Below are 24,230 nucleotides of genomic sequence, written 5' to 3' on the forward strand. Positions count from 1 at the left end.
CGCTAGCGTGTGCGCAGCGCGGTCATCGGCGACTGTGCCTGGACACTAGGGGTGGGGATGAAGGGTGCTGCGCGCGTGAATGCGGTGCGACGGAGTGTGGCGGCCATGGTGATCGCGGGCGCGCTGGTCGGCGCCCCACTGACCGCCGGCGCGGCGGTGGCCGCGCCCGCGATCTCCGCGAGCGACGTCCGGGCGATCATCCCGGCGGCCAAGCCGCCGATCACGACGTTCAAGAACTGCACGGCGCTGAACAAGAGCTACAAGGGCGGGGTGGCGCGGTCCGGTGTGACCCACAACACCGTCAACGGCAAGAAGAAGCCGTTCAAGGTCAAGCCGTACATCTCGACGGCGCTCTACAACGGCAACAAGAAGATGGACCGCGACAAGGACGGCATCGCCTGCGAGAAGGGCTGACGCCGTCAACTAGCCTGGGATCATGGCGGAGAGCTCCTGGTCCCTCGGCCGCGCGCTGCGCGGCATGTTCGTCAAGCCGACGATCGATGAGAACACGTGGGATGACCTCGAGACGGCTCTGCTGACCGCGGACTTCGGGCCCGACATCACCGAGCGGATCGTCGATGAGTTGCGCGAAAAGGTCGAGCGCTTCCGCACGACCGATCCGAAGGATCTCCAGCGGATGCTGCGCGAGACGCTTGAGGAGCACTTCGCGAAATTCGACACGACCCTCCGGCTGACCGAGCGTCCCGCCGTCGTGCTCGTCGTCGGTGTCAACGGTGTCGGCAAGACGACCACCATCGGGAAGTTCGCGAACTACCTCAGGCGCTTCGGGCGCTCGGTCGTCGTCGGCGCCGCCGACACGTTCCGTGCGGCCGCCGTGGATCAGCTCGCCACCTGGGCCGAGCGCGGGGGCGCGGCGATCGTCCGTCCCCAGCAGGAGGGGCAGGACCCGGCATCCGTCGCGTTCCAGACCATCGAGCATGCCATCCGCACCGGTACCGAGATCGTCCTGGTGGACACCGCCGGGCGGCTGCACACCAAGGGTGGCCTGATGGACGAGCTGACGAAGATCCGGCGCGTCATCGAGAAGCAGGCTCCCATCAGCGAGGTCCTGCTCGTGCTCGATGCGACCACCGGTCAGAACGGCGTGATGCAGGCGCAGGCGTTCCTGGAGCACGCGGGTGTCACCGGGCTCGTGCTGACCAAGCTCGACGGCTCGGCTCGCGGCGGCTTCGTGCTCGCGGTGCAGGAACGCACCGGCATCCCGGTCAAACTGCTCGGGCAGGGCGAGGGAATCGGCGATCTGACCGGTTTCACCCCTCATGTGTTCGCCTCGGCGCTCGTCGATTGACCCAGGCGGTCGCGCGCGACCTCCAAGGCTGGTTTCATTGATGCATGGCGATCGAGCACGACTACTTCGGACTCCTCGAGTCCGGACCCGACGGGTCGATCTTCTGGTCGGAGGTCGTGGACTTCGGTGATCAGCGGGTGACCGTCGATCTCACCGCGCCCGACCAGGACGATGTCTCCATCGACGCGCTCGACGTGGCGGCCGCGATGATCGCCGCCCTGGAGACCATCGATCTCCGCGCGCGGAACGCGATGGTCTCCGAGCTGGACGACCGCACGAGCGAGGTGACCGAGTTCATCCTCCAGCAGCAGGAGATGCTGGGCGAGGATCTCGACGACCTCCTGGTCGACGTGTCCGGGGACACCCACATGGACGTCATCCGGTCCCTGCAGCTGATGAGCATGACGATCCTGGCCGACGAGCACGGTGGCAAGGATCCGTTCGCCGTCCTCGAGTACGCCCTCGATCCGGACTCCACCGACGACGTCCTCCTCGTGAACCTCGACGTCTCCGGCGCCGTGCAATCGGTGACCAGCGCCGACTGAGGAGCCGTCAGCCGCGTGGGGCGTTCGCCCAATCGAGCGCGTCCCGCAAGACGGCGAGGTCTCGGTACCAGGTGCGCACCTCCGTGCGGCAGCGCACCCGCTCGATGCGGGTGTCGTACTCCCCGCACTCGGCGAGGGCCTCGGAGTCGGTGGGCGGGAAGTCGGCCGACCCGTCGTAGTAGCTGATGTCGAACCCGTTGGCAGCGTCTCCGGTGACCGCGACCACCGTGTCGGGCGCGGGCTCGGTGACGGCTCCGGGGGTCGATACCGCCGCCGCGTGCGGCAGCAGGGCGGCGAGTGCAGCGGCCGCAGCGACAGCGGTGGCGAGCGGAAGTGACGTGCGCATGGGGCTCCTTCGATCGGGCCGGGACATCCGGCATCCCGACGGTAGGAGCGTGGAGCAGCGCCAGGCCGCGGCCCGCCTGTCGCCGGGGAGGAGCGATCCGGAGCGCGGGCTGGGGAGGAGGCGTCACACGGCCTGTGCGAACCCCTCCGCCTCCGCCTCATCGGCGAGGTGCGCGAGTGCTGCGGGGATCTCCCGACCCTTCGACCGCATCGAGCGGGCCCAGAGCCGACCCGCACGGTACGACGAGCGCACGAGCGGCCCGGCGAGGACGCCGAGGAACCCGATGGATTCCGCGAGTTCCTTCAGCTCGACGAACTCCTGAGGAGTCACCCAGCGTGCGACCGGCAGGTGACGCGGTGTGGGTCGCAGGTACTGCGTCAGGGTGATGATGTCCGTCCCGGCGGCGTACAGGTCCCGCAGGGCCTCCTCGATCTCGCCTCGCTCCTCGCCCATGCCGAGGATCAGGTTCGACTTCGTGATCAGGCCGGCATCCCGCGCCCGCGTCAGCACTCCGAGAGAGCGGTCGTATCGGAACGCCGGGCGGATCCGCTTGAAGATCCTCGGAACCGTCTCCACGTTGTGGGCGAAGACCTCGGGCCGCGACGCGAACACGACGTCGAGCAGCTCCGGATCCCCGTTGAAGTCCGTGGCCAGCAGCTCCACGCCGGTCCCCGGGTTGTCGGCGTGGATGCGGCGTACCGTCTCCGCGTTGAGCCAGGCGCCACCGTCCGCGAGATCGTCGCGCGCGACGCAGGTCACCGTCGCGTAGCGCAATCGCATGCGCGTGACGCTCTCCGCGACCCGGCGCGGCTCATCCGTGTCGTAGTCCGCGGGCTTGCCGGTGTCGATCTGACAGAAGTCGCATCGCCTGGTGCACTGCGAGCCACCGATGAGGAAGGTCGCCTCGCGATCCTCCCAACATTCGAAGATGTTGGGGCATCCGGCCTCCTGACAGACGGTGTGCAACCCCTCGTCCTTCACGAGACCCTGCAACTCCCGGTACTCGGGCCCCATCTTCGCCTTCGTCCGGATCCATTCCGGTTTGCGTTCGATGGGCGTCTGCGCGTTGCGGACTTCGAGGCGCAGCATCCGTCGCCCCTCCGGTGCGGCGGGCGAGCTCACGCGGCGACCTCGCTCCCGTACTCGGCCGCGAACGCTTCTGCGACGGCGGGCAGGATGTCGGCGGGGGTGATCCGTCGTCCCGACCGGTCGCTGAGCGTCGTGACTCCGGCATCCGTGATCCCGCACGGGATGATGCGCTCGAAGGGCTCGAGCGTGTTGTCGCAGTTCAGCGCGAAGCCGTGCATCGTCACACCGCGCTGCACGCGAACCCCGATCGCGGCCACCTTCGAGAAGACACCGTCCACGTCGACCCACACACCGCTGCGTCCATCGACGCGGACACCGGCGACGCCGACCGTCTCGGCGACGGCGATGAGGAGATCCTCCAGACGACGCACGTGAGCGACGACGTCGACCGGTTCCGGGAGGCGCACGAGCGGGTAGCCGACGAGCTGGCCCGGTCCGTGCCACGTGATCTTCCCGCCCCGGTCGACATCGACGACCGGCGTCCCGTCCACCGGACGCTCGTGACGCGCGGTGCGCGCCCCCGCGGTGTAGACGGCTTCATGCTCCAGGAGCAGGAGGGTGTCGCGGCGGGTCCCGCCGGCGATCTCGGCGTGCAGCTCGCGCTGCAGGTCCCAGCCCTGCCGGTAGGGGACGAACGTCGGCGCCATGCCGACGGTGAGGATGTCGATCACAGATACTCCTGATGGCTTTGTTGGACTCCGTGCAACAATACGCCGAGGATAGGATCTCCGCATGACGACCGGCCGTCCCCGCGCGTCCTCGCGGGAGGTGCTCTCCGAGGCTGCGTGCGAACTCTTCCTCGAGCGCGGGTACCACGCGACATCCGTCACCGACATCGCGGGACGCGCGAGCGTCAGCCGGTCCAGCTTCTTCAACTACTTCGAGTCGAAGGAGGCGATCCTCTGGTCGTCCCTCGATGAGAGGATCGAACGCCTCCGCGCTCAGGTGCCGCTCGCGGATCCCGTTCGCGGGGTGGCGGAGCTCTGCTCAGGCTTCACGCCGGACAGTCTCGCGCTGGCGCTGGTCCACGCCGAAGCGATGGGGGTGGAGGACGAGCTCGAGCGCGCGGCGGCGGTGCGTCAGGCGCGCATCGCGCAGGCCGTCGCGGTGTCCCTCCGGTGGGCCGGAGTCGCGCCCGTCCGGGCTGCAGTGGCGGGAGCCGCCCACGCTGCGGCCGTGATGATCGCGATCGAGCGATGGGCTCGGGGCGGGCCCGGTCGACGACCGCTGTCGGATGAGCTCGACGGCGCGCTGAGGGTCGCCGCGGTCACCCTCCCCGCCGACGGCGGGACCGCGCGCGGTCTCGACTAAACTCGAGCCATCATGGCTACCTTCGGCACGCTCTCAGATCGTCTCACCGAGACCTTCCGCAACCTCCGCACGAAGGGCAAGCTCTCGCCTGCCGACATCGACGGAACCGTGCGGGAGATCCGACGGGCTCTCCTCGACGCGGACGTCGCGCTCCAGGTCGTCAAGGACTTCACCGGCAAGGTGCGCGAGCGCGCTCTCGGTGACGAGGTGAATCGCGCGCTCAACCCCGCGCAGCAGGTCGTGCAGATCGTCAACGAGGAGCTCGTCGCGATCCTGGGCGGCCAGCAGCGGCGTCTGCAGTTCGCTAAGCAGCCGCCCACCGTCATCATGCTCGCGGGACTTCAGGGCTCGGGAAAGACCACCTTCGCCGGCAAGCTTGCGAAGCAGCTCGAGAAGGACGGACACACCCCCCTTCTCGTGGCTTGCGACCTGCAGCGGCCCAACGCCGTCAACCAGCTCACGGTCGTGGCGGAGCGCGCCGGAGCGGCGATCTACGCGCCGGAGCCGGGGAACGGCGTCGGCGACCCGGTGAAGGTCGCTCGCGAGGGAGTCGAGTACGCCCGCCGGCAGCAGTACGACACCGTCATCATCGACACCGCGGGTCGCCTCGGCGTGGATGCGGAGCTCATGAAGCAGGCCGCGAACATCCGCAAGGCGACCGATCCGGACGAGGTGCTCTTCGTCATCGACGCGATGATCGGTCAGGACGCCGTCAACACGGCGAAGGCGTTCCAGGACGGCGTCGACTTCACCGGTGTCGTGCTGTCCAAGCTCGACGGAGACGCGCGCGGTGGTGCCGCATTGTCGGTGGCATCGGTGACGGGCCGTCCCATCATCTTCGCCTCGACCGGCGAGGGCCTCGACGACCTGGAGGCCTTCCACCCCGACCGGATGGCGAGTCGCATCCTCGACCTCGGCGACATCCTCACCCTCATCGAGCAGGCGCAGCAGGCGTTCGACGAGGAGGAGGCGCAGCGCGTCGCGCAGAAGCTCGCGACCGAGCAGTTCACCCTCGAGGACTTCCTCGAGCAGCTGCAGCAGGTCCGCAAGATGGGCTCGATGAAGAAGATGCTGGGGATGCTGCCCGGTATGGGGCAGATGAAGCAGCAGATCGAGAGCTTCGACGAGCGCGAGATCGATCGCACCGAGGCGATCATCCGTTCCATGACCCCCGGGGAGCGTCGCAATCCGAAGGTCCTCAACGGATCCCGCCGACTCCGGATCGCGCGCGGCTCGGGCATGACGGTCACCGACGTCAACCAGTTGGTGCAGCGGTTCGACCAGGCGGCGAAGATGATGAAGACGGTGGCGCGAGGCGGCGTGCCTTCGATGCCGGGCATGGGTGCGATCGGCGGCAAGCCCGGCGCCTCGAGCAAGCGCGGCAAGAAGCAGAAGAGCAGCGGCGGGTCCCGATCGGGGAACCCTGCCAAGCGCGCCGCGGAGAATGCGGGGCTCGCGGCGGCGAACTCGGCTCCCTCCGGGTCGGGCTTCGGCCTGGGCGGTGCGCCGCAGCCGACGGAGGCCGACCTCGCCGAGATCCAGAAGCTCTTCGGGAAGAACTGAGGATTCAGCCGACCGACACGAACTCCCGCAGTGTCGGTCCGGCTCGGAACTCGCGGATGAGGTGGTGGACGACCTCGCGGAGGTCTCCGTCGGCGGCATCCGCGACGCGGATCTGGCGTTCGTAGCTCGCCCCCTGATCGAGGATCTGGGCCACGCCGGCGAACTCCTTCGCGCAGTGCAGCTCCGCCGCGATGGGGGAGAGCGCTTCGATGATCTCGCGGAGGTGATCCGCGACCGGGCGCTGCCGTCCGTCGCGATCCACGATGATCTCGGTGTCCAGGCCGTACCGAGCGGCCCGCCATTTGTTCTCCCGCACGAACCACGGCTGGATGGTGGGAAGCGGTCGGCCCTCGTCGAGCATGCGGGAGAAGTGCTCGGCCAGCACCTGGACGAGTGCGGCGACGGCCGCGAGCTCGGGCAGGGTCGACATGCCGTCGCAGGCGCGGATCTCGATGGTGCCCCACCGCGGCGCAGGTCGGATGTCCCACCGGACCTCGGTGGCATCCGCCATGACGCCGGTGCGGACCATGTCATCCAGGTACGCCTCGTACTCCGACCAGGACTCGAGCCGCCATGGAAGCCCGGCCGTGGGGAGCTGTTGGAAGACGAGGGCGCGATTGGATGCATACCCGGTGCGTTCCCCGGCCCAGAACGGGCTCGACGCGGACAACGCCTGCAGGTGGGGGAGGTAAGCCGAGAGCGCGTTGATCAACGGGAACACTTTGGAGACGTCCTCGACTCCCACGTGGACGTGGATGCCCCAGATCATCATGTTCCGCCCCCACCACTGCGTCCGCTCGATGAGCGTGTGGTAGCGCGTCTTGTCGGTCACCTGCTGGTCGTACCACCGCGCGAACGGGTGGCTCCCGGCGCACAGGAGTTCGATATCGCGAGCATCCGTCACCGTTCGGATGAGGTCGATCGCATCGGCGACGTCGTCGACCGCCGCAGCGACGGTGTCGCCGACGCCGCTGGTGACCTCGATGGTGTTGGTGAGCAGTTCGCCGGTCACGGTGTGTCGTTCATGGCGCGTCTGGTCCTCGATCCGGTCGAGGATGCTCGGGGCGGCCGGGACGAGGTCGCCGGTCGAACGATCCGCCAGCATGAGCTCCCACTCGATCCCCACGGTCGAACGAGCGGATGTGGCGAAGGTCACCGTCATGCGGCCCAGTGTGTCACGCCCGTTCGGCGGTTCGCGGCATCCTCCCGCATCTGGCAGAATGGACGGTTGGACCGCCTTGCCCGACCCTCTATCCGGCTCGGAGGTCCACCGCAGAGCTCCCGCCGGGTGTGCACCCCACGCTCCAGGCGACGTTCATCATCATTCGCAACACCATTCAGGAGAATTGTGGCTGTCAAGATCCGTCTGAAGCGTCTCGGCAAGATCCGTGCGCCCTACTACCGCATCGTCGTCGCCGACTCGCGCACCAAGCGCGACGGTCGCGTCATCGAGGAGATCGGCAAGTACCACCCGACCGAGCAGCCCTCGTTCATCGAGGTCGACTCGGAGCGCGCGCAGTACTGGCTCTCCGTCGGTGCTCAGCCGACCGAGCAGGTCGCCGCCATCCTCAAGCTGACCGGCGACTGGGGCAAGTTCAAGGGTGACAAGGACGCCGTCTCGACCGTGAAGACGGCCGAGCCGAAGGCGCCGTTCGAGCTCGACTCGTCCAAGAAGTCGGTCATCAAGCCGAAGGCGGAGAAGAAGGCCGAGGCGCCCGCCGCCGAGGCCGAGGCCGCCGACGACGCGACCGAGTCCGAGTAAGACCTTGCTGGCCGCCGCGCTCGAGCACATCGTCAAGGGGATCGTCGATCACCCGGACGACGTCGCCATCGCCTCCAGCACGTCGCCCCGCGGCGAGGTGCTGGAGGTGCGTGTGCACCCCGATGACCGGGGTCGTGTGATCGGGCGCGGCGGACGCACGGCGAAGGCCCTGCGCACCCTCATCTCTGCTCTGGCCGACGGTAAGCGCGTCCGCGTCGACGTCTCGGACGACTGACGTGTCCGCGAAGTCGGCCCGCACGCAGCTCCGCGTCGGACGCCTGGTCAAGGCGCACGGTCTCAAGGGCGCCCTCAAGCTCGAGCTCTACACGGACGATCCGGACGGACGCTTCACGCCGGGCGCGGAGTTCACTCTGCAGGTGCCGGAGTCATCGCCCTGGCACGGTAAGACCGTCACGGTCCGCGAGTTCAAATGGATGAATTCGCACCCGGTCGTCTTCCTGGAGGGGATCGACGACCGCACGGCTGCCGAGTCCATCGTCCGCGCGATCCTCTGGATCGATCAGGATGCCACCGAACCGGTCGTCGAGGATGACGCCTGGTACGACCATCAGTTGGTGGGCCTCGACGTGGTCCGTGACGGGGGTGTGATCGGGCGCGTCACGCGCGTGGATCACTTCCCTGCACAGGATCTGCTGGGCGTGCAGCTGACGGGGGAGGACCGCGAGGTCCTGGTTCCCTTCGTCAAGGCCATCGTCCCCGAGGTCGACATGGCGGCCGGCCGACTCGTCGTCACTCCTCCCGCCGGCCTGTTCGAAGACCTCCCCGCCGAGGAGGAGGCTCGTCCGGAGGACGGCGACGAGGGCGCTTCCGGGTCCTGACGTGCGCATCGACGTCGTCACGATCTTCCCGGACTTCTTCGACGTCCTCGAAGTCTCGCTCCTGGGCCGCGCTCGAGGCGCGGGTCTGCTGGACATCCGCGTCCACGACCTGCGCGATCACACGACCGATCGACACCGGACCGTCGACGACACCCCCTACGGAGGGGGCGCGGGAATGGTCATGAAACCCGAACCCTGGGGCCGGGTCCTCGACACCATCGCCGCAGACGGCGAAGACGGAACGGATGCGGAGTCGGGTCCCCTCGTCGTCTTCCCGTCGCCCGCGGGGGAGCGGTTCACGCAGTCCCTTGCACGCGAGTGGAGCACGGAGCGGCACATCGTCTTCGGGTGCGGGCGTTACGAAGGCATCGACGAGCGAGTCTTCGCGTACGCCGCGACCCTCGGGCGCGTCCGACTGGTGAGTCTCGGCGACTACGTGTTGAACGGCGGCGAGGTCGCCGCGATGGCCATGATCGAAGCCGTCGGACGCCTTGTTCCCGGCGTCGTGGGCAACCCGGAGAGTCTCGTCGAGGAGTCACACGAGGACGGCCTCCTCGAGTACCCGTCCTATACCAAGCCGGCATCCTGGCGCGGCCACGACGTCCCCGATGTGCTCCTGAGCGGTCACCATGGACGCGTCGCGCAGTGGCGGCGCGAGCAGCAGATCGAGCGGACGCGTCTACGACGACCGGACCTGCTCAGCGACTGATCCGCTGACGCCGATTCCCTCGGGCGCGGGGCGGCGTAGCATCAGAATATGGCCCTGCGTCGCGGATTCTTCTTCTGGCTCCTGCCGAGTGCGGTGGTTCTCCCGCTGTGGCTGGTCGTCGGGTGGATCGTGTCGGATGCCGGTGGCTGGGCCCTCGCCTGGGTCCTGATCATGGCGATCCCATCCGTGCTCATCGGCCAGCTCATCCTGACGCTGCTGATCCGCTCGCGGGGCACCGTGCGGCACACCCGGACGGTCTCGTGGTGGGACGTCGCCGGAGTGGGCGTGTGGCACATCCTGACGATCGCCGTCGGCTTCTTCTCGGAGGTCTGGTTCTGGCCGCTGCTCATCGCAGCGACGCTGGTCTACCTCGCCGTCTTCTGGCTCTCCCTCCGGCAGCTGTTCCAGGAGGCGCGCCCGTCCGTGATCCTCCGGAGGTACACGGCGCCGGCGCAGACGCCCGACAGGGTCGTCGTGGTCGAGGAGCACCGCGACCCGCTCACGTGAGTCGGTAGAGCGCGGTTTGGCCGGGGTCGGCATCCATGGCAGAATGACCCTTTGTGCCGTGACAGTTCTCTGCCTCGGGGGAGTTCGGAACCTCATCGGATCCGACCGGCACCGCATCCTTTTCTCCTCTTACTCTCGCGATCGACCTGAGGCGGTCGCAGGAAGTGACGATCATGCAGATCCTCGACTCCGTCGACGCAGCCTCGCTGCGTTCGGACATCCCCGTCTTCAACGCCGGCGACACCGTCAAGGTGCACGTCAACATCACCGAAGGCAACCGCTCGCGTATCCAGGTCTTCCAGGGTGTCGTCATCGGTCGCTCGGGCGACGGCGTGCGCGAGACCTTCACCGTCCGCAAGATCAGCTTCCAGGTGGGCGTCGAGCGGACCTTCCCGGTCCACAGCCCGGTGATCGACCACATCGAGGTCGTCACGCGTGGTGACGTCCGTCGTGCGAAGCTCTACTACCTGCGCGAGCTGCGCGGCAAGAAGGCCAAGATCAAGGAGAAGCGCGACAACTGATCGCGCTCCTCGACGGATGCCCCGGGACCCGGTCCCGGGGCATCCGTCGTTCCCGGGCGTTTCGATGCTCCGCACGCGCGCGATGTGCGACGCTGGTGGATGGTCGCCGAACCCCGGCACCGGTGAAGGACAGCATGACGACCGACTCTTCGTCGCCGACGCTCGGCAGCGACGCGCGTTCCCGGCCCCGACGCGGGCCCTGGCCCTTCATCCGGGACGTCCTCGTGATCCTGCTGGTCGCAGTGCTGGTGTCGTTCCTCGTGAAGACATTCCTCGTGAGGTCCTTCTACATCCCGTCGGGATCGATGGAGCGCACGCTGCTGGAGGGCGATCGGATCCTGGTCGACGAGCTGACTCCGCGCTTCAACGGTTACGAGCGAGGTGACGTCGTCGTGTTCCGGGATCCGGGTGGCTGGCTTCCGACCACGTACGAGCCGCCGCAGCCTCCTCTGACGGCGGCCCTCGATTGGCTGGGGTCGCTCGTCGGACTCACGGCGTCGGACAGCGACGATCACCTCATCAAACGCATCATCGGCCTGCCGGGTGACCACGTCGTCTGCTGCAACGCGCTCGGGCAGGTGACGGTGAACGACGTGCCGATCGACGAGACCCCCTATCTGGACCTGGGACCCTCCCAGTCGGCGCCCGACGAGTTCGATTACGACGTCACGGTTCCCGACGGGTCGATCTGGGTGCTCGGCGACAATCGGGACAATTCGCAGGACTCGCGCTATCAGCAGGAGCAGCCCGGTCACGGTTTCGTGCCCACGGACAACATCGTCGGGCGCGCCTTCCTCATCACCTGGCCGTTCGATCGGTTCGGTGTGATCGACTCGCATCACGACGTCTTCCGCGGGGTGCCGGCGCCGTGATGGCGGTGGTCGCTCCGACGCTCTCCGTCGAGCGGAGGCTGCTCCGCGAGCACCCCCTGATCATCGCGTGCGACGAGGTCGGGCGGGGATCTCTGGCAGGCCCCGTCGCCGTCGGCGCGGTGGCAGCGGACGCCGCCTTCAGCCGGCGTCGCGTGCCCGAGGGCCTGCGGGACTCCAAGCTGATCGTCGAACCGCGCCGTGCGGCGATCGCCGAACGCGCCCGCGCGTGGGTCCCGGCACACGCTGTGGGGTGGGCATCAGCGGCCGAGATCGATCAGGTGGGGATCATGCGGGCCCTGGGTCTGGCCGCGGCTCGCGCCATCGAGGGCCTCCGCACACAGGGCGTCGACATCTCCGACGCGCTCGTCGTCCTGGACGGCAATCACGACTACATCACCCCGGTCGCGCCCGTCGGCCGCGGAGTGCTCCCGATCATCAAGGCCGACCGGGACTGCGCGTCGGCGTCAGCAGCATCCGTCATCGCGAAAGTCGCGCGAGACGAACACATGACCACCCTGGACGCGGAGGCCCCGATCTACGGGTGGATCCGGAACAAGGGGTACGCGAGCGCGGAGCATCGGGTGGCGATCGAGGAGCACGGTCTCAGCGGGCATCATCGTGCGTCGTGGGCGATCGCCGCTGCGCCCACCCTCTTCTAGGTCCGAGGGCGGCAGCTGCCCGCCTAGGATGGAGTCACCATGGATGACGAAGTCTTCGAGGACTACGACCGCGAACTCGAGCTGGCCCTGTACAAGGAGTACCGCGATGTCGTCGGCCAGTTCCAGTACGTGATCGAGACGGAGCGTCGGTTCTACCTCGCCAACGAGGTGAACGTCGTACGTCGGGACACCGAGCACGACTTCTACTTCGAGATCTCGATGAACGACGTCTGGGTGTGGGACATCTACCGCGCAGACCGCTTCGTGAAGTCGGTCCGTGTGCTCACGTTCAAGGACGTCAACGTGGAGGAGCTGCAGCGACGCGACTTCCAGTTGCCGGAAGAGCTCTCGCTCGACGGCTGAGCCTTCTCCCCAGACCGCGGCAGCTGCCTCTTCTCCACGGGACGCCGCTCGCGCGGGTGCTGAACCGCACGCGCCTCGGACAGTGGGTCCATGGCAGCGAAAGACGACCTCGGCCGCGCCGGTGAGGAGCGTGCCGAGAGGCATCTCCGACACAGCGGCTATCGCATCCTCGACCGGAACTGGCGTACGCACAGCGGTGAGATCGACATCGTCGCCGCGCGAGGCGACGAGCTGGTGGTCGTGGAGGTCAAGACCCGCCGAGGAGAGTGGTTCGGGCATCCGTTCTCCGCGGTCCACGCGCGCAAGCGCGACCGGCTGTGGCGATTGGCCGCAGCCTGGATCGTCGCTCATCCGGACGCCGCGCGCGGCCGTCGCCTTCGGCTCGACGTCATCGGGATCACGGGCGCGGACCCCGACACCGCGGTGCTCGAGCACCTCGAGGATCTGCGATGAGCCTCGGCCGCACATGGTCCGTCGTCCTCACCGGACTGGTGGGCGACATCGTCGAGGTGGAGGCCGACCTGTCCAACCAGATCCCCGGGTTCTCGATCATCGGGCTCGCCGACAAGGCGATCGGTGAGGCGCAGCAGCGTGTCCACAACGCCTGCGCCAACAGCGACCTTCCCCTGCCGCGCCGCCATGTGACGGTCAATCTCTCCCCGGCGAACCTCCCCAAGCGCGGTTCGGCTCTGGATGTCGCCGTGGCCATCGCAGCTGTCGCGACGGAGGCTCCTCTGGACCGGCAGTCGCTGGCGGAGACGGTGCACCTGGGGGAGCTGGGGCTGGACGGCAGGCTGCGTCCGGTCGTCGGCGTGCTGCCGGCCGTCGTCGCGGCGGCTCGGGCGGGCTTCCGCCGGGTCATCGTGCCCCACGGGAACCTCCCCGAAGCCGAGCTGGTCGAGGGCATCGAGGTGAGAGGTGCGATCAGTCTGCGCGATGTCGCCCGCGCGCATGGGCTCGATGTCCCGGACGTCGTCACCGAGCCCGTCCCCGCGCCCGTGACCGGCTCGGGGGAGGCCGAGGACACGCCCGACCTGGCGGACGTGATCGGACAGAGCGACGCGGTGGAGGCGCTGATTGTCGCGGCGGCCGGCGGTCACCATCTCCTCATGAGCGGCCCACCTGGCGCGGGCAAGACGATGCTCGCCCGACGCCTTCCCGGGTTGCTTCCCGATCTGGACGACCCGACAGCGCTACAGGTCGCGTCGATCCGATCATTGGCCGGCCTCCCGGTGACGACGCTCCAGCGGCGGCCGCCCTTCGAAGCGCCGCACCACACCGCCTCCGCAGTCGCCTTGGTCGGCGGTGGAAGCCGCGTCCTGCAGCCGGGCGCCATCGCTCGGGCGAGCGGGGGTGTCCTCTTCCTCGACGAGGCGGGAGAGTTCAGCGGGCATGCCCTCGACGCGCTGCGGCAGCCGCTCGAGTCGGGGCGGATCGAGATCCACCGGGTGGGGTTCCGCGCCGTCCTCCCGGCGCGCTTCCAGCTCGTCGTCGCGACCAACCCGTGTCCGTGCGGGAACTACGGCGTCCCCGGCGGCGCATGCGCCTGCCCGTCCCTCGCCATCCGCCGCTACCTCGGGCGGCTGTCGGGTCCGCTGATCGATCGCATCGACATCGAGCTCGGTCTGCAGCGCGTCTCGGCGACGCAGGGCGTGTTACCCGGGGTCACGAGTGCCGCGGCACGCGAGCGTGTCGCGGATGCGCGTGAACGAGCCCGGCGCAGGCTCACCGAGACTCCCTGGACCACGAACGGCGAGGTGGACGGATCGTGGCTGCGATCAGGGCCGCTCCGTCTCCAGCCCCAAACGACCCGACCGCTCGACGACGCGCTGCATCGCGGGGCGCTCACCCTCCGCGGATACGACCGGGTCCTCCGCGTCGCGTGGACGCTGGCCGATCTCGCGGCGAGGAATCGACCTGAGAACGCCGACATTGGCGGAGCGTTGTTCCTCAAGCGCGGGACGTCGTCGTGCTGACGGTCAGCGCCGCGCGGCAACGGGAGCGGCTGGCGGGTCTCGTTCCCGATGACGTCCTGTCGGATGCGGATTCCCTCGCCGTGCATCACGCGCATGCGGTGTGGTCGTGTCTCACCGAGCCAGGGGACGGAGTGGCCGGCTCCCTCATCGCCGAACTCGGTCCCGTCCACGCGCTGGAGGTCGCCCGCGGGGCGGGAGGCAGCACATCGGCGGCACTCGAAGCGGGACGCAGAAGATGGCAGGCCAGGGCCGACACCATCGACGACGCCGTCGATCGCGCGAGGCGTGTGCAGGCGCGGCTGATCGTGCCCGGCACCAGCGAATGGCCGTCGACCGTCGACGGTCTCGGCGTCCATGGGCCGCGCGCGATCTGGACGCGGGGCGACCTCGACGCCCTCGGCGGCGGACGGCCGGCGGTCGCCCTGGTCGGGGCGCGAGCCTCCACGTCCTACGGGGAGCATGTCACCGCCGATCTGGCGACCCAGCTCGCTCGCACCGGCGTGACCATCGTCTCCGGCGGCGCGTACGGCATCGACGGAATCGCTCACCGCGCGTCCCTCTCTGCGGGCGGCGTGACCGTCGCGGTCCTCGCGGGAGGTGTCGATCGGGCCTACCCGGCGGGTCACGCGGAACTTCTCGCCAGGATCGCCCAGGGTCCCGGCGTCGTGGTCGCCGAAGTCCCCTGCGGGACCGCGCCGACGAAGTGGCGGTTCCTGCAGCGTAACCGTCTCATCGCGGCGCTGTCCGGCGCGACGGTGGTGGTCGAAGCAGGGTGGCGCAGCGGATCTCTCAACACCGCAGGACATGCGGCGGCGCTCGGGCGGCCCCTCGGTGCCGTCCCCGGTCCCGTCACGAGCGCCGCATCCGCCGGATGCCACCGACTCCTGCGTGAGTACGACGCGCGGTGCGTCACTTCTGCCGATGAGGTGCGGGAGCTGCTGGGCGGTGAGGGTCCCGACCACCGGTCGACAACGGATCGTGTCGATGACACCACCCGGATCCTGGACGCCCTGAGTCCGCGCAGTCCGCGATCGGCGGACGACGTCGCGCGCCGCGCGGGGTTCGCCCCCGCCGAGGCCCGCGGGATGCTGGCGCTCCTCGAACTCGAGGGTCGCGCATACCGCGGACCGGACGGATGGCGACGCGGCTCGACGGCGCGCTGACCGGCATCCGCCCCGTTCCTCCGCACGCCTCGGGGCCGGGCAGCCCCGCGAGGGGCATCCTTGACGCATGAGGATGTCCGACGCGGTGGAGCGCTACACCGAGCACGTGGCCAAAGTGCGCCGACTGTCACCCGCGACGGTGCGCGCGTACCGTGCCGACCTCTCCGACCTCGTCGCCTCGACGGCGGACCCCGATGTGGCGGAAGTGGACGTCGAGCATCTCCGCGAGTGGCTCTGGTCAGCCACGCAGCGCGGGATCTCCCGGGCGAGCCTCGCACGCCGCACCGCGTCGGTGCGCGGCTTCTTCGGCTGGTCATCCGCGGAAGGTCTTCGCACGGACGACCCCACGCTCCGGCTCGTGACGCCCAAACGCGGCCGGACACTCCCGACCATCGCGGCTGCGCCGGCTCTCGGCACTGTTCTCGACGCCCGACGGACCGACGCCGATGACACCGGGGATCCGATCGCGCTCCGCGACGCCGCCCTGCTCGAGCTGCTCTACGGCGCCGCGCTGCGCGTCTCCGAGGCGTGCGGACTCGACGTCGACTCCCTCGATCGGACGACGGCGACCGTGCGCGTCTTCGGGAAGGGGGCGAAGGAACGCGTGGTGCCCTACGGCGCGCCTGCTGCGCAGGCGGTGGACGCCTGGGTGGTCCGCGGCCGGCCGGCCCTGCTGCGCGAGGGCGACACGTCGGCGCTGTTCCTCGGCGCCCGCGGGGGACGCCTCGGCGTCCGAACGGCATACGACATCGTTCGACGGGCCATCGGCCCGGTGATCGGAACGGATGCCGTCGGTCCCCACGCCCTCCGCCATTCGGCGGCGACGCACCTGCTCGACGGGGGAGCCGACCTCCGTGCCGTGCAGGAGATGCTCGGCCACGCGAGCCTCGGGACGACGCAGGTCTACACGCATGTCTCCACGGAGCGCCTCACCGCCGCCTACCGACTGGCCCATCCCCGGGCCTGAGCCTCGGGGACATCAGCAGCAGGGCAACAGGACCGCCCGCGGAACCCGGCCGAGAAGCAGCAGCGGGTTGACGTACTTGCCGTTCAGCCTCACTCCGACGTGGAGTGTCCCCGGCGTCGCGTGCCCTCCCGTGGCGAGAGAGCCGACTTCCTCTCCCGCTTGCACGACATCGCCGACGGCGACCGACGCCATGACCGGCTCGACGCTCGTCACCCAGCCGGCACCGTGGTCGATCGTGACGACACCGCGATCGACGACGGTGCCTGCGAAGGTGACGACCCCGGCTGCAGGCGCGAGGACGACGCCGTCGACGGGTCCGACGTCGATGCCGCGGTGCCCGGCGGCGTAGTCGTGCGCCGGCGCCTCGAAAGGGACGATCACGTTCGCCCCTGCCGCGGGAAGACGCCACTCCGGGCGACCGTCCGTCGCCGCATCGACGCGGACCGGTGTCAGCGAGATCACCGTCACCACGGCGGCGACGGTCAGCATCATCCGGCGAGACCAGGTCATGGCGCCATCATGATCCGCGGTGACGCGGAGAGGTGGGCGTGCAGAACGGGTGGGGACATATCCGGGGCGGAGACGGCGGGGGAGGAAGCCGCGTTGTTGCTATGCTGGTGGAGCACCCCGCACGTCGGGGTGACTACGCGTGCCCACAGCGGCTCGGTCCGACACCGTCGATCGACATCGCGGCATCCCACCCAACGGTCTCCTCCGGGAGCGGGTGCGTGCCGGGCACCAGGCTCGCCGCGACCATCCGTCCGGCGCGATCAACCACAACGAACAGGAGAACGGCCATGGCCGTCGTCACCATTCGCCAGCTGCTCGACAGCGGCGTTCACTTCGGACACCAGACCCGCCGGTGGAACCCGAAGGTCAAGCGCTTCATCCTCACCGAGCGCAGCGGCATCCACATCATCGACCTGCAGCAGTCGCTCGGGTACATCGACAAGGCGTACGAGTACGTGCGTGAGACGGTCGCCCACGGCGGCACGATCCTCTTCGTCGGCACCAAGAAGCAGGCGCAGGAGATCATCGCCGAGCAGGCCACCCGTGTCGGTCAGCCCTTCGTCAACCAGCGCTGGCTGGGTGGCCTCCTCACCAATTTCTCGACGGTCTCCAAGCGCCTCGCGCGCATGAAGGAGCTCGAGGAGCTCGACTTCGAGAACCCGGCCGAGAGCGGCTTCACCAAGAAGGAGCTTCTCCTCAAGAAGCGCGAGCTCGACAAGCTGCACAAGTCGCTCGGCGGTATCCGCAACCTGCAGAAGACGCCGTCGGCCATCTGGGTCGTCGACGCCAAGCGCGAGCACCTCGCCATCGACGAGGCCAAGAAGCTCGGCATCCCCGTCATCGGCATCCTCGACACGAACGCCGACCCCGACGAGTTCCAGTTCCCGATCCCGGGCAACGACGACGCGATCCGCTCGGTCAGCCTGCTGACGCGCATCATCGCCGACGCCGCCGCCGAGGGTCTCATCCAGCGTCACAACCCGACCGACGAGTCGGCCGAGGCCGAGCCGTTGGCCGACTGGGAGCGCGAGCTGCTCGAGTCCGCCCCGGCCGAGCAGGCTGAGGCTCCGGCCGAGGCCCCCGCGGCCGAGGAGACCGCCGAGGCTCCCGCCGCTGAGGAGACCACCGAGGCGAAGTCCGCCGAGTGATCGTCCCGCCTGGGCCCCGCCACCCGCGGGGCTCAGGCGACTCGAAACACACCCCCAACTACTGAGGAGCCGCCACCCATGGCAAACTTCACCATCGCCGACATCAAGGCGCTGCGCGAGCAGCTCGGCACGGGAATGGTCGACACGAAGAAGGCGCTCGAGGAGGCCGACGGCGACCTCGAGAAGGCCGTCGAGATCCTCCGCCTCAAGGGCGCGAAGGGCAACGCGAAGCGTGCCGACCGCTCGACGAGCGAGGGCCTCGTCGCCGCGAAGGAGCAGGACGGCAAGGTCACGCTCATCGAGCTGAACACCGAGACCGACTTCGTCGCCAAGAACGACCGGTTCATCGCCCTGTCCGAGAAGGTCCTCGACGCGGCCGCTGCCGCAGGCGCCGATTCCGCCGAGGAGGCTCTCGCGGCCGACGCCGGTGGCAAGAGCGTCGCCGACCTCATCTCGGACGAGGCCGCGATCATCGGCGAGAAGGTCGAGCTGCGCCGCGTGCGCACGCTCTCCGGCGACGCCTTCCAGGTCTACCTCCACAAGACCAGCAAGGACCTGCCGCCGCAGGTCGGCGTGGTCGTCGCCTATTCGGGCGACGACGCCGAGACCGCTCGTTCGATCGCGCAGCACATCTCGTTCGCGAACCCGACGTACCTGTCGCGCGACGAGGTGCCCGAGGCGGATGTCGAGAAGGAGCGCGAGATCGTCACGGAGATCTCCCGGAACGAGGGCAAGCCCGAGGCTGCCCTCCCGAAGATCGTCGAGGGTCGCGTGAACGCGTTCTTCAAGCAGGTCGCCCTGCTCGACCAGGATTACGCCAAGGACAACAAGCTGTCCGTCGCGAAGGTCGCGTCCGACGCCGGGATCACGGTCACCGGCTTCGCCCGCTTCAAGGTCGGCGCGTAAGCACATGAGAGAGGGGTTCGCATCACACGATGCGAACCCCTTTTCCATGCCGTTCGATAGTCTCCCCTAGACGAGAGGAATCCCGCGTGATCGACGAGAACACCGGACGCCGCCGCGTCCTCCTGAAACTGTCCGGCGAGGCGTTCGGCGCAGGTCAGCTGGGCGTCAATCCCGATGTCGTCAGCCAGATCGCCCAGGAGATCGCCGCGGCTGTGGACCGGGTCGAGGTCGCCGTCGTCGTCGGCGGTGGCAACTTCTTCCGGGGCGCCGAGCTGAGCCAGCGCGGCATGGACCGCGGACGCGCCGACTACATGGGCATGCTCGGCACCGTCATGAACGCCCTCGCCCTCCAGGACTTCCTCGAGCAGGCCGGGGCTGCCACCCGCGTGCAGTCCGCGATCTCCATGACCCAGGTCGCTGAGCCGTACATCCCGCGTCGAGCGGAGCGTCACCTTGAGAAGGGACGCGTCGTGATCTTCGGTGCCGGCGCCGGTCTGCCGTACTTCTCGACCGACACGGTGGCTGCGCAGCGCGCGCTCGAGATCGGTGCGGTCGAGGTCCTCGTGGCCAAGAACGGGGTGGACGGTGTGTACACGGCCGACCCGAGGACGGATGCCTCCGCAGAGAAGCTCGACACGATCACCTATCGGGACGCGCTGCAGCGCGGTTTGAAGGTCGTCGATTCGACGGCGTTCAGCCTGTGCATGGACAACGGCATGGGTATGCGGGTGTTCGGCATGGAGCCCGGTGGCAACGTGACCCGCGCGCTGCTCGGAGAATCGATCGGCACCCTCGTCAGCGTCTGAGGCAGGGGGCGCCGCCGACTAGACTGGATCGGACGTACCGACGAATGGAGAGACCGTGATCGCCGACATCCTGGCCGACACGAAGACCCGTATGGACCGCGCCGTCGAGGCCGCCAAGGAGGACTTCTCGACCGTCCGCACCGGACGGGCGAACCCGCAGCTCTTCCAGAAGGTCCAGGTCGAGTACTACGGCACGCCCACCCCGCTCGCACAGCTCGCCTCGCTCAACGCGCCGGAGGCGCGCACGCTGGTCATCACGCCGTACGACAAGTCGGCGCTGAAGGCGATCGAGCAGGCGATCCGCGACATGCCGAACCTCGGCGCGAACCCCACGAACGACGGGAACATCGTCCGCGTGACGATGCCCGAGCTCACCGCCGACCGCCGCAAGGAGTACGTCAAGCTCGTCAAGAGCAAGGCGGAGGACGCGAAGGTGCACGTCCGCGGCATCCGTCGTAAGTCGAAGGACGAGCTCGACGCACTCAAGGGCGAGGTGAGCGATGACGACCTCGCTCGGGCCGAGAAGGAGCTTGACGCGGTGACCAAGACGCACGTCGAGCTGATCGACGACGCGTTGAAGCGCAAAGAGGCAGAACTCCTCGAGGTCTGACAGCGCCATGTCCGAAGACGCATCGGGGAGCGCGGTCGGACCGGATACGCCCCCGAGCCGATCCGATCTGAGGCGTGGGAGCCAGGTCTCGGGCGACCCGTCCTCTTTCCAGTCCCATGTGAGAGCTGCGCGGAGCGAGTTCGAGAGTCAGATCGAGCGCGCCCGGGTCGAGTTCGAGGAGGCCAACGACCGCATCAATGCGCGGTCGGGCCGCAACCTCATCATGGCGACACTCATCGGCCTCGGCATCGGCGCTATCGTGCTCGGTTCGCTCCTGTTCTGGAAGTGGGCGTTCATCGCGTTCGCGGTGCCGTTGTGTCTTCTCGGCGCCTTCGAATTCACCCGCGCGCTGCAGGCGTCGGGTCGCAGAGTCGATCTCGCGCCGCAGCTCGTCGGCGGTGCGCTGGTCCTCAGTGCCGCGTTCGTCGGATACCTGACCCAGTGGTTCGTGCTCTTCGCCGCCGTGGTCCTCGTCGTGGTGTGGCGTCTCATCGCCCAGATGGCCGCCGGAGACGGCCGCCGCTACGGCGACGTCGTCACCGACGTCCTGGCGAGCGGACTCGTCCAGGTCTACGTCGTCTTCCACGGGAGTCTCGCCCTGGTCATCCTGCGCCAGGACCACGGTGAGCTGTGGTTGCTCGCCGTCCTGATCATCGCCGTCTCGGTGGACACCGGCGCTTACGCCAGCGGGGTCGCCTTCGGTCGGCATCCGATGGCGCCGCGCATCAGCCCCAACAAGACCTGGGAGGGTTTCGCCGGGGCCGTCGTCGTCAGCCTCGTCGCCGGTGGTCTGCTCGGCGTCCTCATGCTGCAGATCCCGCTGTGGGCGGGTCTGGTGCTGGGCCTCGCGATCCTCGTCTCGGCGACCGTGGGCGATCTCGGCGAGTCTCTCATCAAGCGCGATCTCGGAATCAAGGACATGAGCTCGTTCCTGCCCGGTCATGGGGGAGTGCTCGACCGCCTCGACTCGATCCTCCCCTCGCTCGTCCCGGGTCTGGCCCTGTACATCCTCCTGACCCCCTTGAGCGGACTGGCATGACCGACCTGACCTCACCCGCCGCCTTCCCGAGGACCGCCGGACGACGCAAAGGGTATGCACCCCGTGCGGTCGACGACTTCCTCGCATCGGCCCGGACGGCCTTCGAGTCCGACGATGTGTCGCTCACTTCGGGCGATGTCCGCGCCGTCGCGTTCCCCCTCGTGAGGGACGGTTACGCGATCGAGGCCGTCGATGCCGCCCTCGCCCGGATCGAGGACGCGTTCGCGCAGCGCGAGCGAGTGGCGGCCATGACGCAGCGCGGCGCTCGCGCGTGGGTGGGCGCGTCCCGGGCGCTGGCGCAGGAGATCCTCGATCGCCTGTCCCGGAAGCCGCGTCACCGTTTCCGTCGGGTCTCGCCGCTCCGCTTCGGTTATCGCGTCGACGAGGTCGACCTGGTCGCGGGCAGGATCGCCCGCTACCTCGAATCGGGGGAGGGCCTCACGATCGAGCAGGTCCGTTCCGTTGCGTTCCGCATGCAGCTCCGCGGGTACGACGAGGCGCAGGTGGACGCCGTCCTCGACGCCGTCGTCGACGTCATGCAGTCCGTCGGATGACGGCGTGGCGAGTGTTTCGCGACGTCGATATGATCGGGACACTGTGACCACCGGCAACGAGATCCTTCCATCGCGCGCCGGCGTCGCGACGCGATCCGTCCGACGCTCCCGGCGGTCGGCCCGTGCCGCCCGATGGTCCCGCCGCCGCGGCGTGCTGGCCGCGTTCTCGGTGCTGGCCACCGCGGGTTTCGTCGGTGCGACCTTGGTGCCGCTCGTCTCCTTCCCGAACCCTGCCGAGGCGACCGAACTCGACCCGCTGTCCCTGTACGCGTCGGCCGTGCAGGATGCGCAGCGGTATCAGGCGGGTGACGCACCCGCCGTCGAGTTGGAGCGCGCGAGCGAGTACACGGTCTACGTCACCCCGACTCCCACCCCCACGCCGACGCAGAGTCGGTCGTCGGCCTCGACGCGTTCCTCATCCTGGTCGCCGCCGTTCGTGTCCCCGAACCCCGGGAGCGCGCAGGCCATCGCGTACGACATGGTGACGGCCCGGGGCTGGGGAGATTCCGAGTTCGCGTGCCTCGTCGCGCTGTGGAAGAAGGAATCCGGCTGGCGAGTGAATGCCTACAACGCCTCGAGCGGTGCGTACGGCATCCCGCAGGCTCTGCCTGGACGCAAGATGTCCTCGGTCGGTTCGGACTGGGAGACGAATCCCGCCACGCAGATCACGTGGGGGCTGGGGTACATCCAGGGTCGCTACGGGACTCCCTGCGGTGCGTGGGGGAAGTCGCAGCGTTCGGGCTGGTACTGACTCGTGCCGCGGTCCAACCGGCGCAAGCCCAGCGCCCCTGACGCCTCCTTCGACCGTCTGCTCGCCGGCTGGAAGCGCACCGAGCAGCGGCGGGGCGTGGAATGGACGGTGCAGCCGGTGTCCGCGCAGCAGGCGCAGAAGGACTACGTCTGTCCGGGATGCGGTCGCACGGTTCCGGCCGGCACGGCCCACGTCGTCGTCTGGCGTGCCGACGGTGTGCTGGGGGACGCCGCCGATCTCGCCGCGCGGCGCCATTGGCACACCGCGTGCTGGCGGATCGCCTGATCAGAGTTCGTTCTGGCGGGGGATCAGCACCTGGCGATAGATGATCAGGACGCTCGCCGCGACCGGGATGGCGATGAGCGCTCCGAGCAGGCCGAGCAGTGACCCGCCGGCGAGCGCCGCGATGACGACGACCGCGCCGGGTACCGATACCGCACGGCTCATGATCCTCGGCGAGAGGAAGTAGGCCTCGAGCTGCATGTAGACGAGGTACCAGATGAGCGCGACGAGGGCCGTGAGCGGCGACGCCAGACCGAGACAGGCGAGCACGATGATGGCCGACCCCGTCAGGGTCCCCACGAGCGGTATCAGCGAGAAGAAGAACGCGATCACCGCCAGCACGGCGGGGAACGGCGCCTTGATGATGGTCAGGAAGATCGCGCTGAGGATGCCGTTGATCGCCCCGAGCACGACCTGGCCCATCACGTAATAGCCGACGGACGCCGTGATCTGCTCGGAGAGGTTGACGAACCGCTCCCGCTTGGAGGCCGGCGCGAGTTGATAGACCGAGCGCTTGAGGGAGCGCATCGAGGCGGTGAAGTAGATGGTCAGGATGAGCACGATGATCGTGCCCGTGGCCGTCGCCACGATGCCTGCGCCGAAGGACAGCAGGCCCGTGCCCAGCGAGGCGCCGATGTCCGCGAAGTCGAGTCCGTTCCACCAGTCGTTGACGTAGCCGAGCACCATGTCGACCTGCAGGAGCGGGAAGGTGTGCGACAACCAGTCGCGCGCGACGGTCACCGGATTCCATTCCTGGTCGATGGCGCTCTCCACCAATTTCTGGATCTGCTGGACGAGCTTCGCGATCTGATCGACGAGGACGGGTACGACGATGAGCACGAGTGCCGTCGCCACGGCCAGCAGGGCCGCGAACGTCGCCAGCAGAGCGCCCCAGCGCGGTAGCCCGCGTCGCTCGAAGAAGGAGACGACCGGATCGAGGCCCAGGGCCAGGAACAGCGCCGTGCCGATGTAGAGGAGCACGGTCGAAAGGGTCTGCACACCGGTGAGGATGAGGATGCCGACACCCACGCCGAGCGTGGCGATCAGCGCAGTGCGGAACGGATGCTGGATCTTCACGATGCCCTTTCCCAGGTCTGCACTCACCCTAGTTCGCGGACGGTGC

The 24,230-nt window shown here is 68.7% G+C and carries 32 protein-coding genes; 26 read left to right on the forward strand and 6 right to left on the reverse strand.

Going from position 1 to position 24,230, the window contains the following annotated elements:
• The first annotated feature begins 57 nt into the window (after nt 1-57).
• From AB0259_RS04300 to AB0259_RS04310, 3 genes are read left to right on the forward strand one after another with little or no spacing between them, the layout of a single operon-like run.
• Entirely contained in the window at nt 58-414 is a 357-nt protein-coding gene (locus tag AB0259_RS04300; protein WP_366220441.1) for an excalibur calcium-binding domain-containing protein, read from the forward strand.
• Nucleotides 415-436: 22 nt separating this feature from the next.
• Nucleotides 437-1,309: a signal recognition particle-docking protein FtsY gene (ftsY, locus tag AB0259_RS04305; RefSeq protein WP_366220440.1), complete on the forward strand. Its 873-nt coding sequence runs from the start codon at nt 437-439 to the stop codon at nt 1,307-1,309.
• Nucleotides 1,310-1,353: 44 nt separating this feature from the next.
• Nucleotides 1,354-1,854 (forward strand): DUF2004 domain-containing protein, encoded by a 501-nt coding sequence (locus AB0259_RS04310; protein ID WP_251581071.1) that lies wholly within the window; start codon nt 1,354-1,356, stop codon nt 1,852-1,854.
• A gap of 7 nt (nt 1,855-1,861) precedes the next feature.
• Here the strand turns inward: AB0259_RS04310 and AB0259_RS04315 are convergent, their stop codons facing one another.
• The 3 genes from AB0259_RS04315 to lipB form a co-directional block, all read right to left on the reverse strand.
• Nucleotides 1,862-2,200, reverse strand: a complete 339-nt coding sequence (locus AB0259_RS04315) for a hypothetical protein (RefSeq protein WP_366220439.1) — start codon at nt 2,198-2,200, stop codon at nt 1,862-1,864.
• Nucleotides 2,201-2,323: 123 nt separating this feature from the next.
• Nucleotides 2,324-3,289 carry a lipoyl synthase gene (gene lipA / locus AB0259_RS04320; RefSeq protein ID WP_366220438.1) on the reverse strand — a complete coding sequence of 322 codons (966 nt, stop codon included), beginning with the start codon at nt 3,287-3,289 and terminating at the stop codon, nt 2,324-2,326.
• 29 nt (nt 3,290-3,318) lie between these two features.
• Nucleotides 3,319-3,960: a lipoyl(octanoyl) transferase LipB gene (gene lipB, locus AB0259_RS04325; RefSeq protein WP_251581065.1), complete on the reverse strand. Its 642-nt coding sequence runs from the start codon at nt 3,958-3,960 to the stop codon at nt 3,319-3,321.
• Nucleotides 3,961-4,021: 61 nt separating this feature from the next.
• On the opposite strand from lipB, the gene AB0259_RS04330 reads away from it, so the two are divergent.
• Nucleotides 4,022-4,600 (forward strand): TetR/AcrR family transcriptional regulator, encoded by a 579-nt coding sequence (locus AB0259_RS04330; protein ID WP_366220437.1) that lies wholly within the window; start codon nt 4,022-4,024, stop codon nt 4,598-4,600.
• A 12-nt stretch (nt 4,601-4,612) separates the two neighbouring features.
• Nucleotides 4,613-6,163: a signal recognition particle protein gene (gene ffh / locus AB0259_RS04335; protein ID WP_366220436.1), complete on the forward strand. Its 1,551-nt coding sequence runs from the start codon at nt 4,613-4,615 to the stop codon at nt 6,161-6,163.
• A gap of 4 nt (nt 6,164-6,167) precedes the next feature.
• Here ffh and AB0259_RS04340 read toward each other — a convergent pair whose 3' ends face one another.
• Nucleotides 6,168-7,325, reverse strand: coding sequence for a glutamate--cysteine ligase (locus tag AB0259_RS04340; RefSeq protein ID WP_366220435.1), 1,158 nt, complete (start codon nt 7,323-7,325; stop codon nt 6,168-6,170).
• A 186-nt stretch (nt 7,326-7,511) separates the two neighbouring features.
• Between AB0259_RS04340 and rpsP the strand changes: the two genes are divergently transcribed.
• The 13 genes from rpsP to AB0259_RS04405 all read left to right on the forward strand — a co-directional run bounded on the left by rpsP (nt 7,512) and on the right by AB0259_RS04405 (nt 16,501).
• Nucleotides 7,512-7,925 (forward strand): 30S ribosomal protein S16, encoded by a 414-nt coding sequence (gene rpsP / locus AB0259_RS04345; RefSeq protein WP_366220434.1) that lies wholly within the window; start codon nt 7,512-7,514, stop codon nt 7,923-7,925.
• Between the two features lie 4 nt (nt 7,926-7,929).
• On the forward strand, nt 7,930-8,160 hold the full coding sequence (locus AB0259_RS04350; RefSeq protein WP_251581037.1) for an RNA-binding protein: 231 nt from the start codon (nt 7,930-7,932) through the stop codon (nt 8,158-8,160).
• Nucleotide 8,161: 1 nt separating this feature from the next.
• A complete protein-coding gene (gene rimM, locus AB0259_RS04355; RefSeq protein WP_366220433.1) occupies nt 8,162-8,764 on the forward strand; it encodes a ribosome maturation factor RimM in 603 nt (200 codons plus the stop codon).
• Nucleotide 8,765: 1 nt separating this feature from the next.
• Nucleotides 8,766-9,473: a tRNA (guanosine(37)-N1)-methyltransferase TrmD gene (gene trmD / locus AB0259_RS04360; RefSeq protein WP_366220432.1), complete on the forward strand. Its 708-nt coding sequence runs from the start codon at nt 8,766-8,768 to the stop codon at nt 9,471-9,473.
• Nucleotides 9,474-9,521: 48 nt separating this feature from the next.
• Nucleotides 9,522-9,980 (forward strand): MFS transporter permease, encoded by a 459-nt coding sequence (locus AB0259_RS04365; protein ID WP_251581031.1) that lies wholly within the window; start codon nt 9,522-9,524, stop codon nt 9,978-9,980.
• A 173-nt stretch (nt 9,981-10,153) separates the two neighbouring features.
• Complete coding sequence (gene rplS / locus AB0259_RS04370) at nt 10,154-10,501, forward strand: 50S ribosomal protein L19 (protein WP_064002469.1); 348 nt, start codon at nt 10,154-10,156, stop codon at nt 10,499-10,501.
• A 134-nt stretch (nt 10,502-10,635) separates the two neighbouring features.
• On the forward strand, nt 10,636-11,373 hold the full coding sequence (lepB, locus tag AB0259_RS04375; protein WP_251581029.1) for a signal peptidase I: 738 nt from the start codon (nt 10,636-10,638) through the stop codon (nt 11,371-11,373).
• Entirely contained in the window at nt 11,373-12,032 is a 660-nt protein-coding gene (locus AB0259_RS04380; protein WP_366220431.1) for a ribonuclease HII, read from the forward strand. The genes lepB and AB0259_RS04380 overlap by 1 nt, the downstream gene beginning before the upstream one ends.
• Before the next feature lie 39 nt (nt 12,033-12,071).
• A complete protein-coding gene (locus AB0259_RS04385; protein WP_036309185.1) occupies nt 12,072-12,395 on the forward strand; it encodes a DUF2469 family protein in 324 nt (107 codons plus the stop codon).
• Between the two features lie 90 nt (nt 12,396-12,485).
• Nucleotides 12,486-12,848: a YraN family protein gene (locus AB0259_RS04390; protein WP_251581025.1), complete on the forward strand. Its 363-nt coding sequence runs from the start codon at nt 12,486-12,488 to the stop codon at nt 12,846-12,848.
• Complete coding sequence (locus AB0259_RS04395) at nt 12,845-14,371, forward strand: YifB family Mg chelatase-like AAA ATPase (protein ID WP_366220430.1); 1,527 nt, start codon at nt 12,845-12,847, stop codon at nt 14,369-14,371. Before AB0259_RS04390 ends, AB0259_RS04395 begins: the two co-directional genes overlap by 4 nt.
• Nucleotides 14,365-15,534, forward strand: coding sequence for a DNA-processing protein DprA (gene dprA, locus AB0259_RS04400; RefSeq protein WP_366220428.1), 1,170 nt, complete (start codon nt 14,365-14,367; stop codon nt 15,532-15,534). The genes AB0259_RS04395 and dprA overlap by 7 nt, the downstream gene beginning before the upstream one ends.
• A 67-nt stretch (nt 15,535-15,601) precedes the next feature.
• A complete protein-coding gene (locus AB0259_RS04405) occupies nt 15,602-16,501 on the forward strand; it encodes a tyrosine recombinase (protein ID WP_366220427.1) in 900 nt (299 codons plus the stop codon).
• 12 nt (nt 16,502-16,513) lie between these two features.
• Here the strand turns inward: AB0259_RS04405 and AB0259_RS04410 are convergent, their stop codons facing one another.
• Nucleotides 16,514-17,011 carry a M23 family metallopeptidase gene (locus tag AB0259_RS04410; RefSeq protein WP_366220426.1) on the reverse strand — a complete coding sequence of 166 codons (498 nt, stop codon included), beginning with the start codon at nt 17,009-17,011 and terminating at the stop codon, nt 16,514-16,516.
• A 287-nt stretch (nt 17,012-17,298) separates the two neighbouring features.
• Here AB0259_RS04410 and rpsB point away from each other — a divergent pair, with 287 nt between their 5' ends.
• From rpsB to AB0259_RS04450, 8 genes are all read left to right on the forward strand, one after another.
• Nucleotides 17,299-18,159 carry a 30S ribosomal protein S2 gene (gene rpsB, locus AB0259_RS04415; RefSeq protein ID WP_251581015.1) on the forward strand — a complete coding sequence of 287 codons (861 nt, stop codon included), beginning with the start codon at nt 17,299-17,301 and terminating at the stop codon, nt 18,157-18,159.
• A gap of 78 nt (nt 18,160-18,237) precedes the next feature.
• The gene (tsf, locus tag AB0259_RS04420; protein WP_366220425.1) at nt 18,238-19,065 is read left to right on the forward strand and encodes a translation elongation factor Ts; all 828 of its coding nucleotides are present in this window, start codon (nt 18,238-18,240) and stop codon (nt 19,063-19,065) included.
• 86 nt (nt 19,066-19,151) lie between these two features.
• Entirely contained in the window at nt 19,152-19,871 is a 720-nt protein-coding gene (gene pyrH / locus AB0259_RS04425) for a UMP kinase (protein WP_251581010.1), read from the forward strand.
• A gap of 55 nt (nt 19,872-19,926) precedes the next feature.
• Nucleotides 19,927-20,481, forward strand: a complete 555-nt coding sequence (gene frr, locus AB0259_RS04430) for a ribosome recycling factor (RefSeq protein WP_366220424.1) — start codon at nt 19,927-19,929, stop codon at nt 20,479-20,481.
• Nucleotides 20,482-20,599: 118 nt separating this feature from the next.
• Nucleotides 20,600-21,520, forward strand: a complete 921-nt coding sequence (locus AB0259_RS04435; protein ID WP_251581006.1) for a phosphatidate cytidylyltransferase — start codon at nt 20,600-20,602, stop codon at nt 21,518-21,520.
• Entirely contained in the window at nt 21,517-22,074 is a 558-nt protein-coding gene (locus AB0259_RS04440; RefSeq protein ID WP_366220423.1) for a DivIVA domain-containing protein, read from the forward strand. The genes AB0259_RS04435 and AB0259_RS04440 overlap by 4 nt, the downstream gene beginning before the upstream one ends.
• A 43-nt stretch (nt 22,075-22,117) precedes the next feature.
• Entirely contained in the window at nt 22,118-22,825 is a 708-nt protein-coding gene (locus AB0259_RS04445; protein WP_366220422.1) for a lytic transglycosylase domain-containing protein, read from the forward strand.
• A gap of 3 nt (nt 22,826-22,828) precedes the next feature.
• A complete protein-coding gene (locus AB0259_RS04450) occupies nt 22,829-23,110 on the forward strand; it encodes a hypothetical protein (RefSeq protein ID WP_251581000.1) in 282 nt (93 codons plus the stop codon).
• Here AB0259_RS04450 and AB0259_RS04455 read toward each other — a convergent pair whose 3' ends face one another.
• Nucleotides 23,111-24,184 carry an AI-2E family transporter gene (locus AB0259_RS04455; protein WP_251581262.1) on the reverse strand — a complete coding sequence of 358 codons (1,074 nt, stop codon included), beginning with the start codon at nt 24,182-24,184 and terminating at the stop codon, nt 23,111-23,113.
• Between the last annotated feature and the right edge of the window lie 46 nt (nt 24,185-24,230).

The organism is Microbacterium sp. NPDC080005, from assembly GCF_040702445.1.
In the GTDB taxonomy this organism is placed as follows: Bacteria; Actinomycetota; Actinomycetes; order Actinomycetales; family Microbacteriaceae; genus Microbacterium; species Microbacterium oleivorans_D.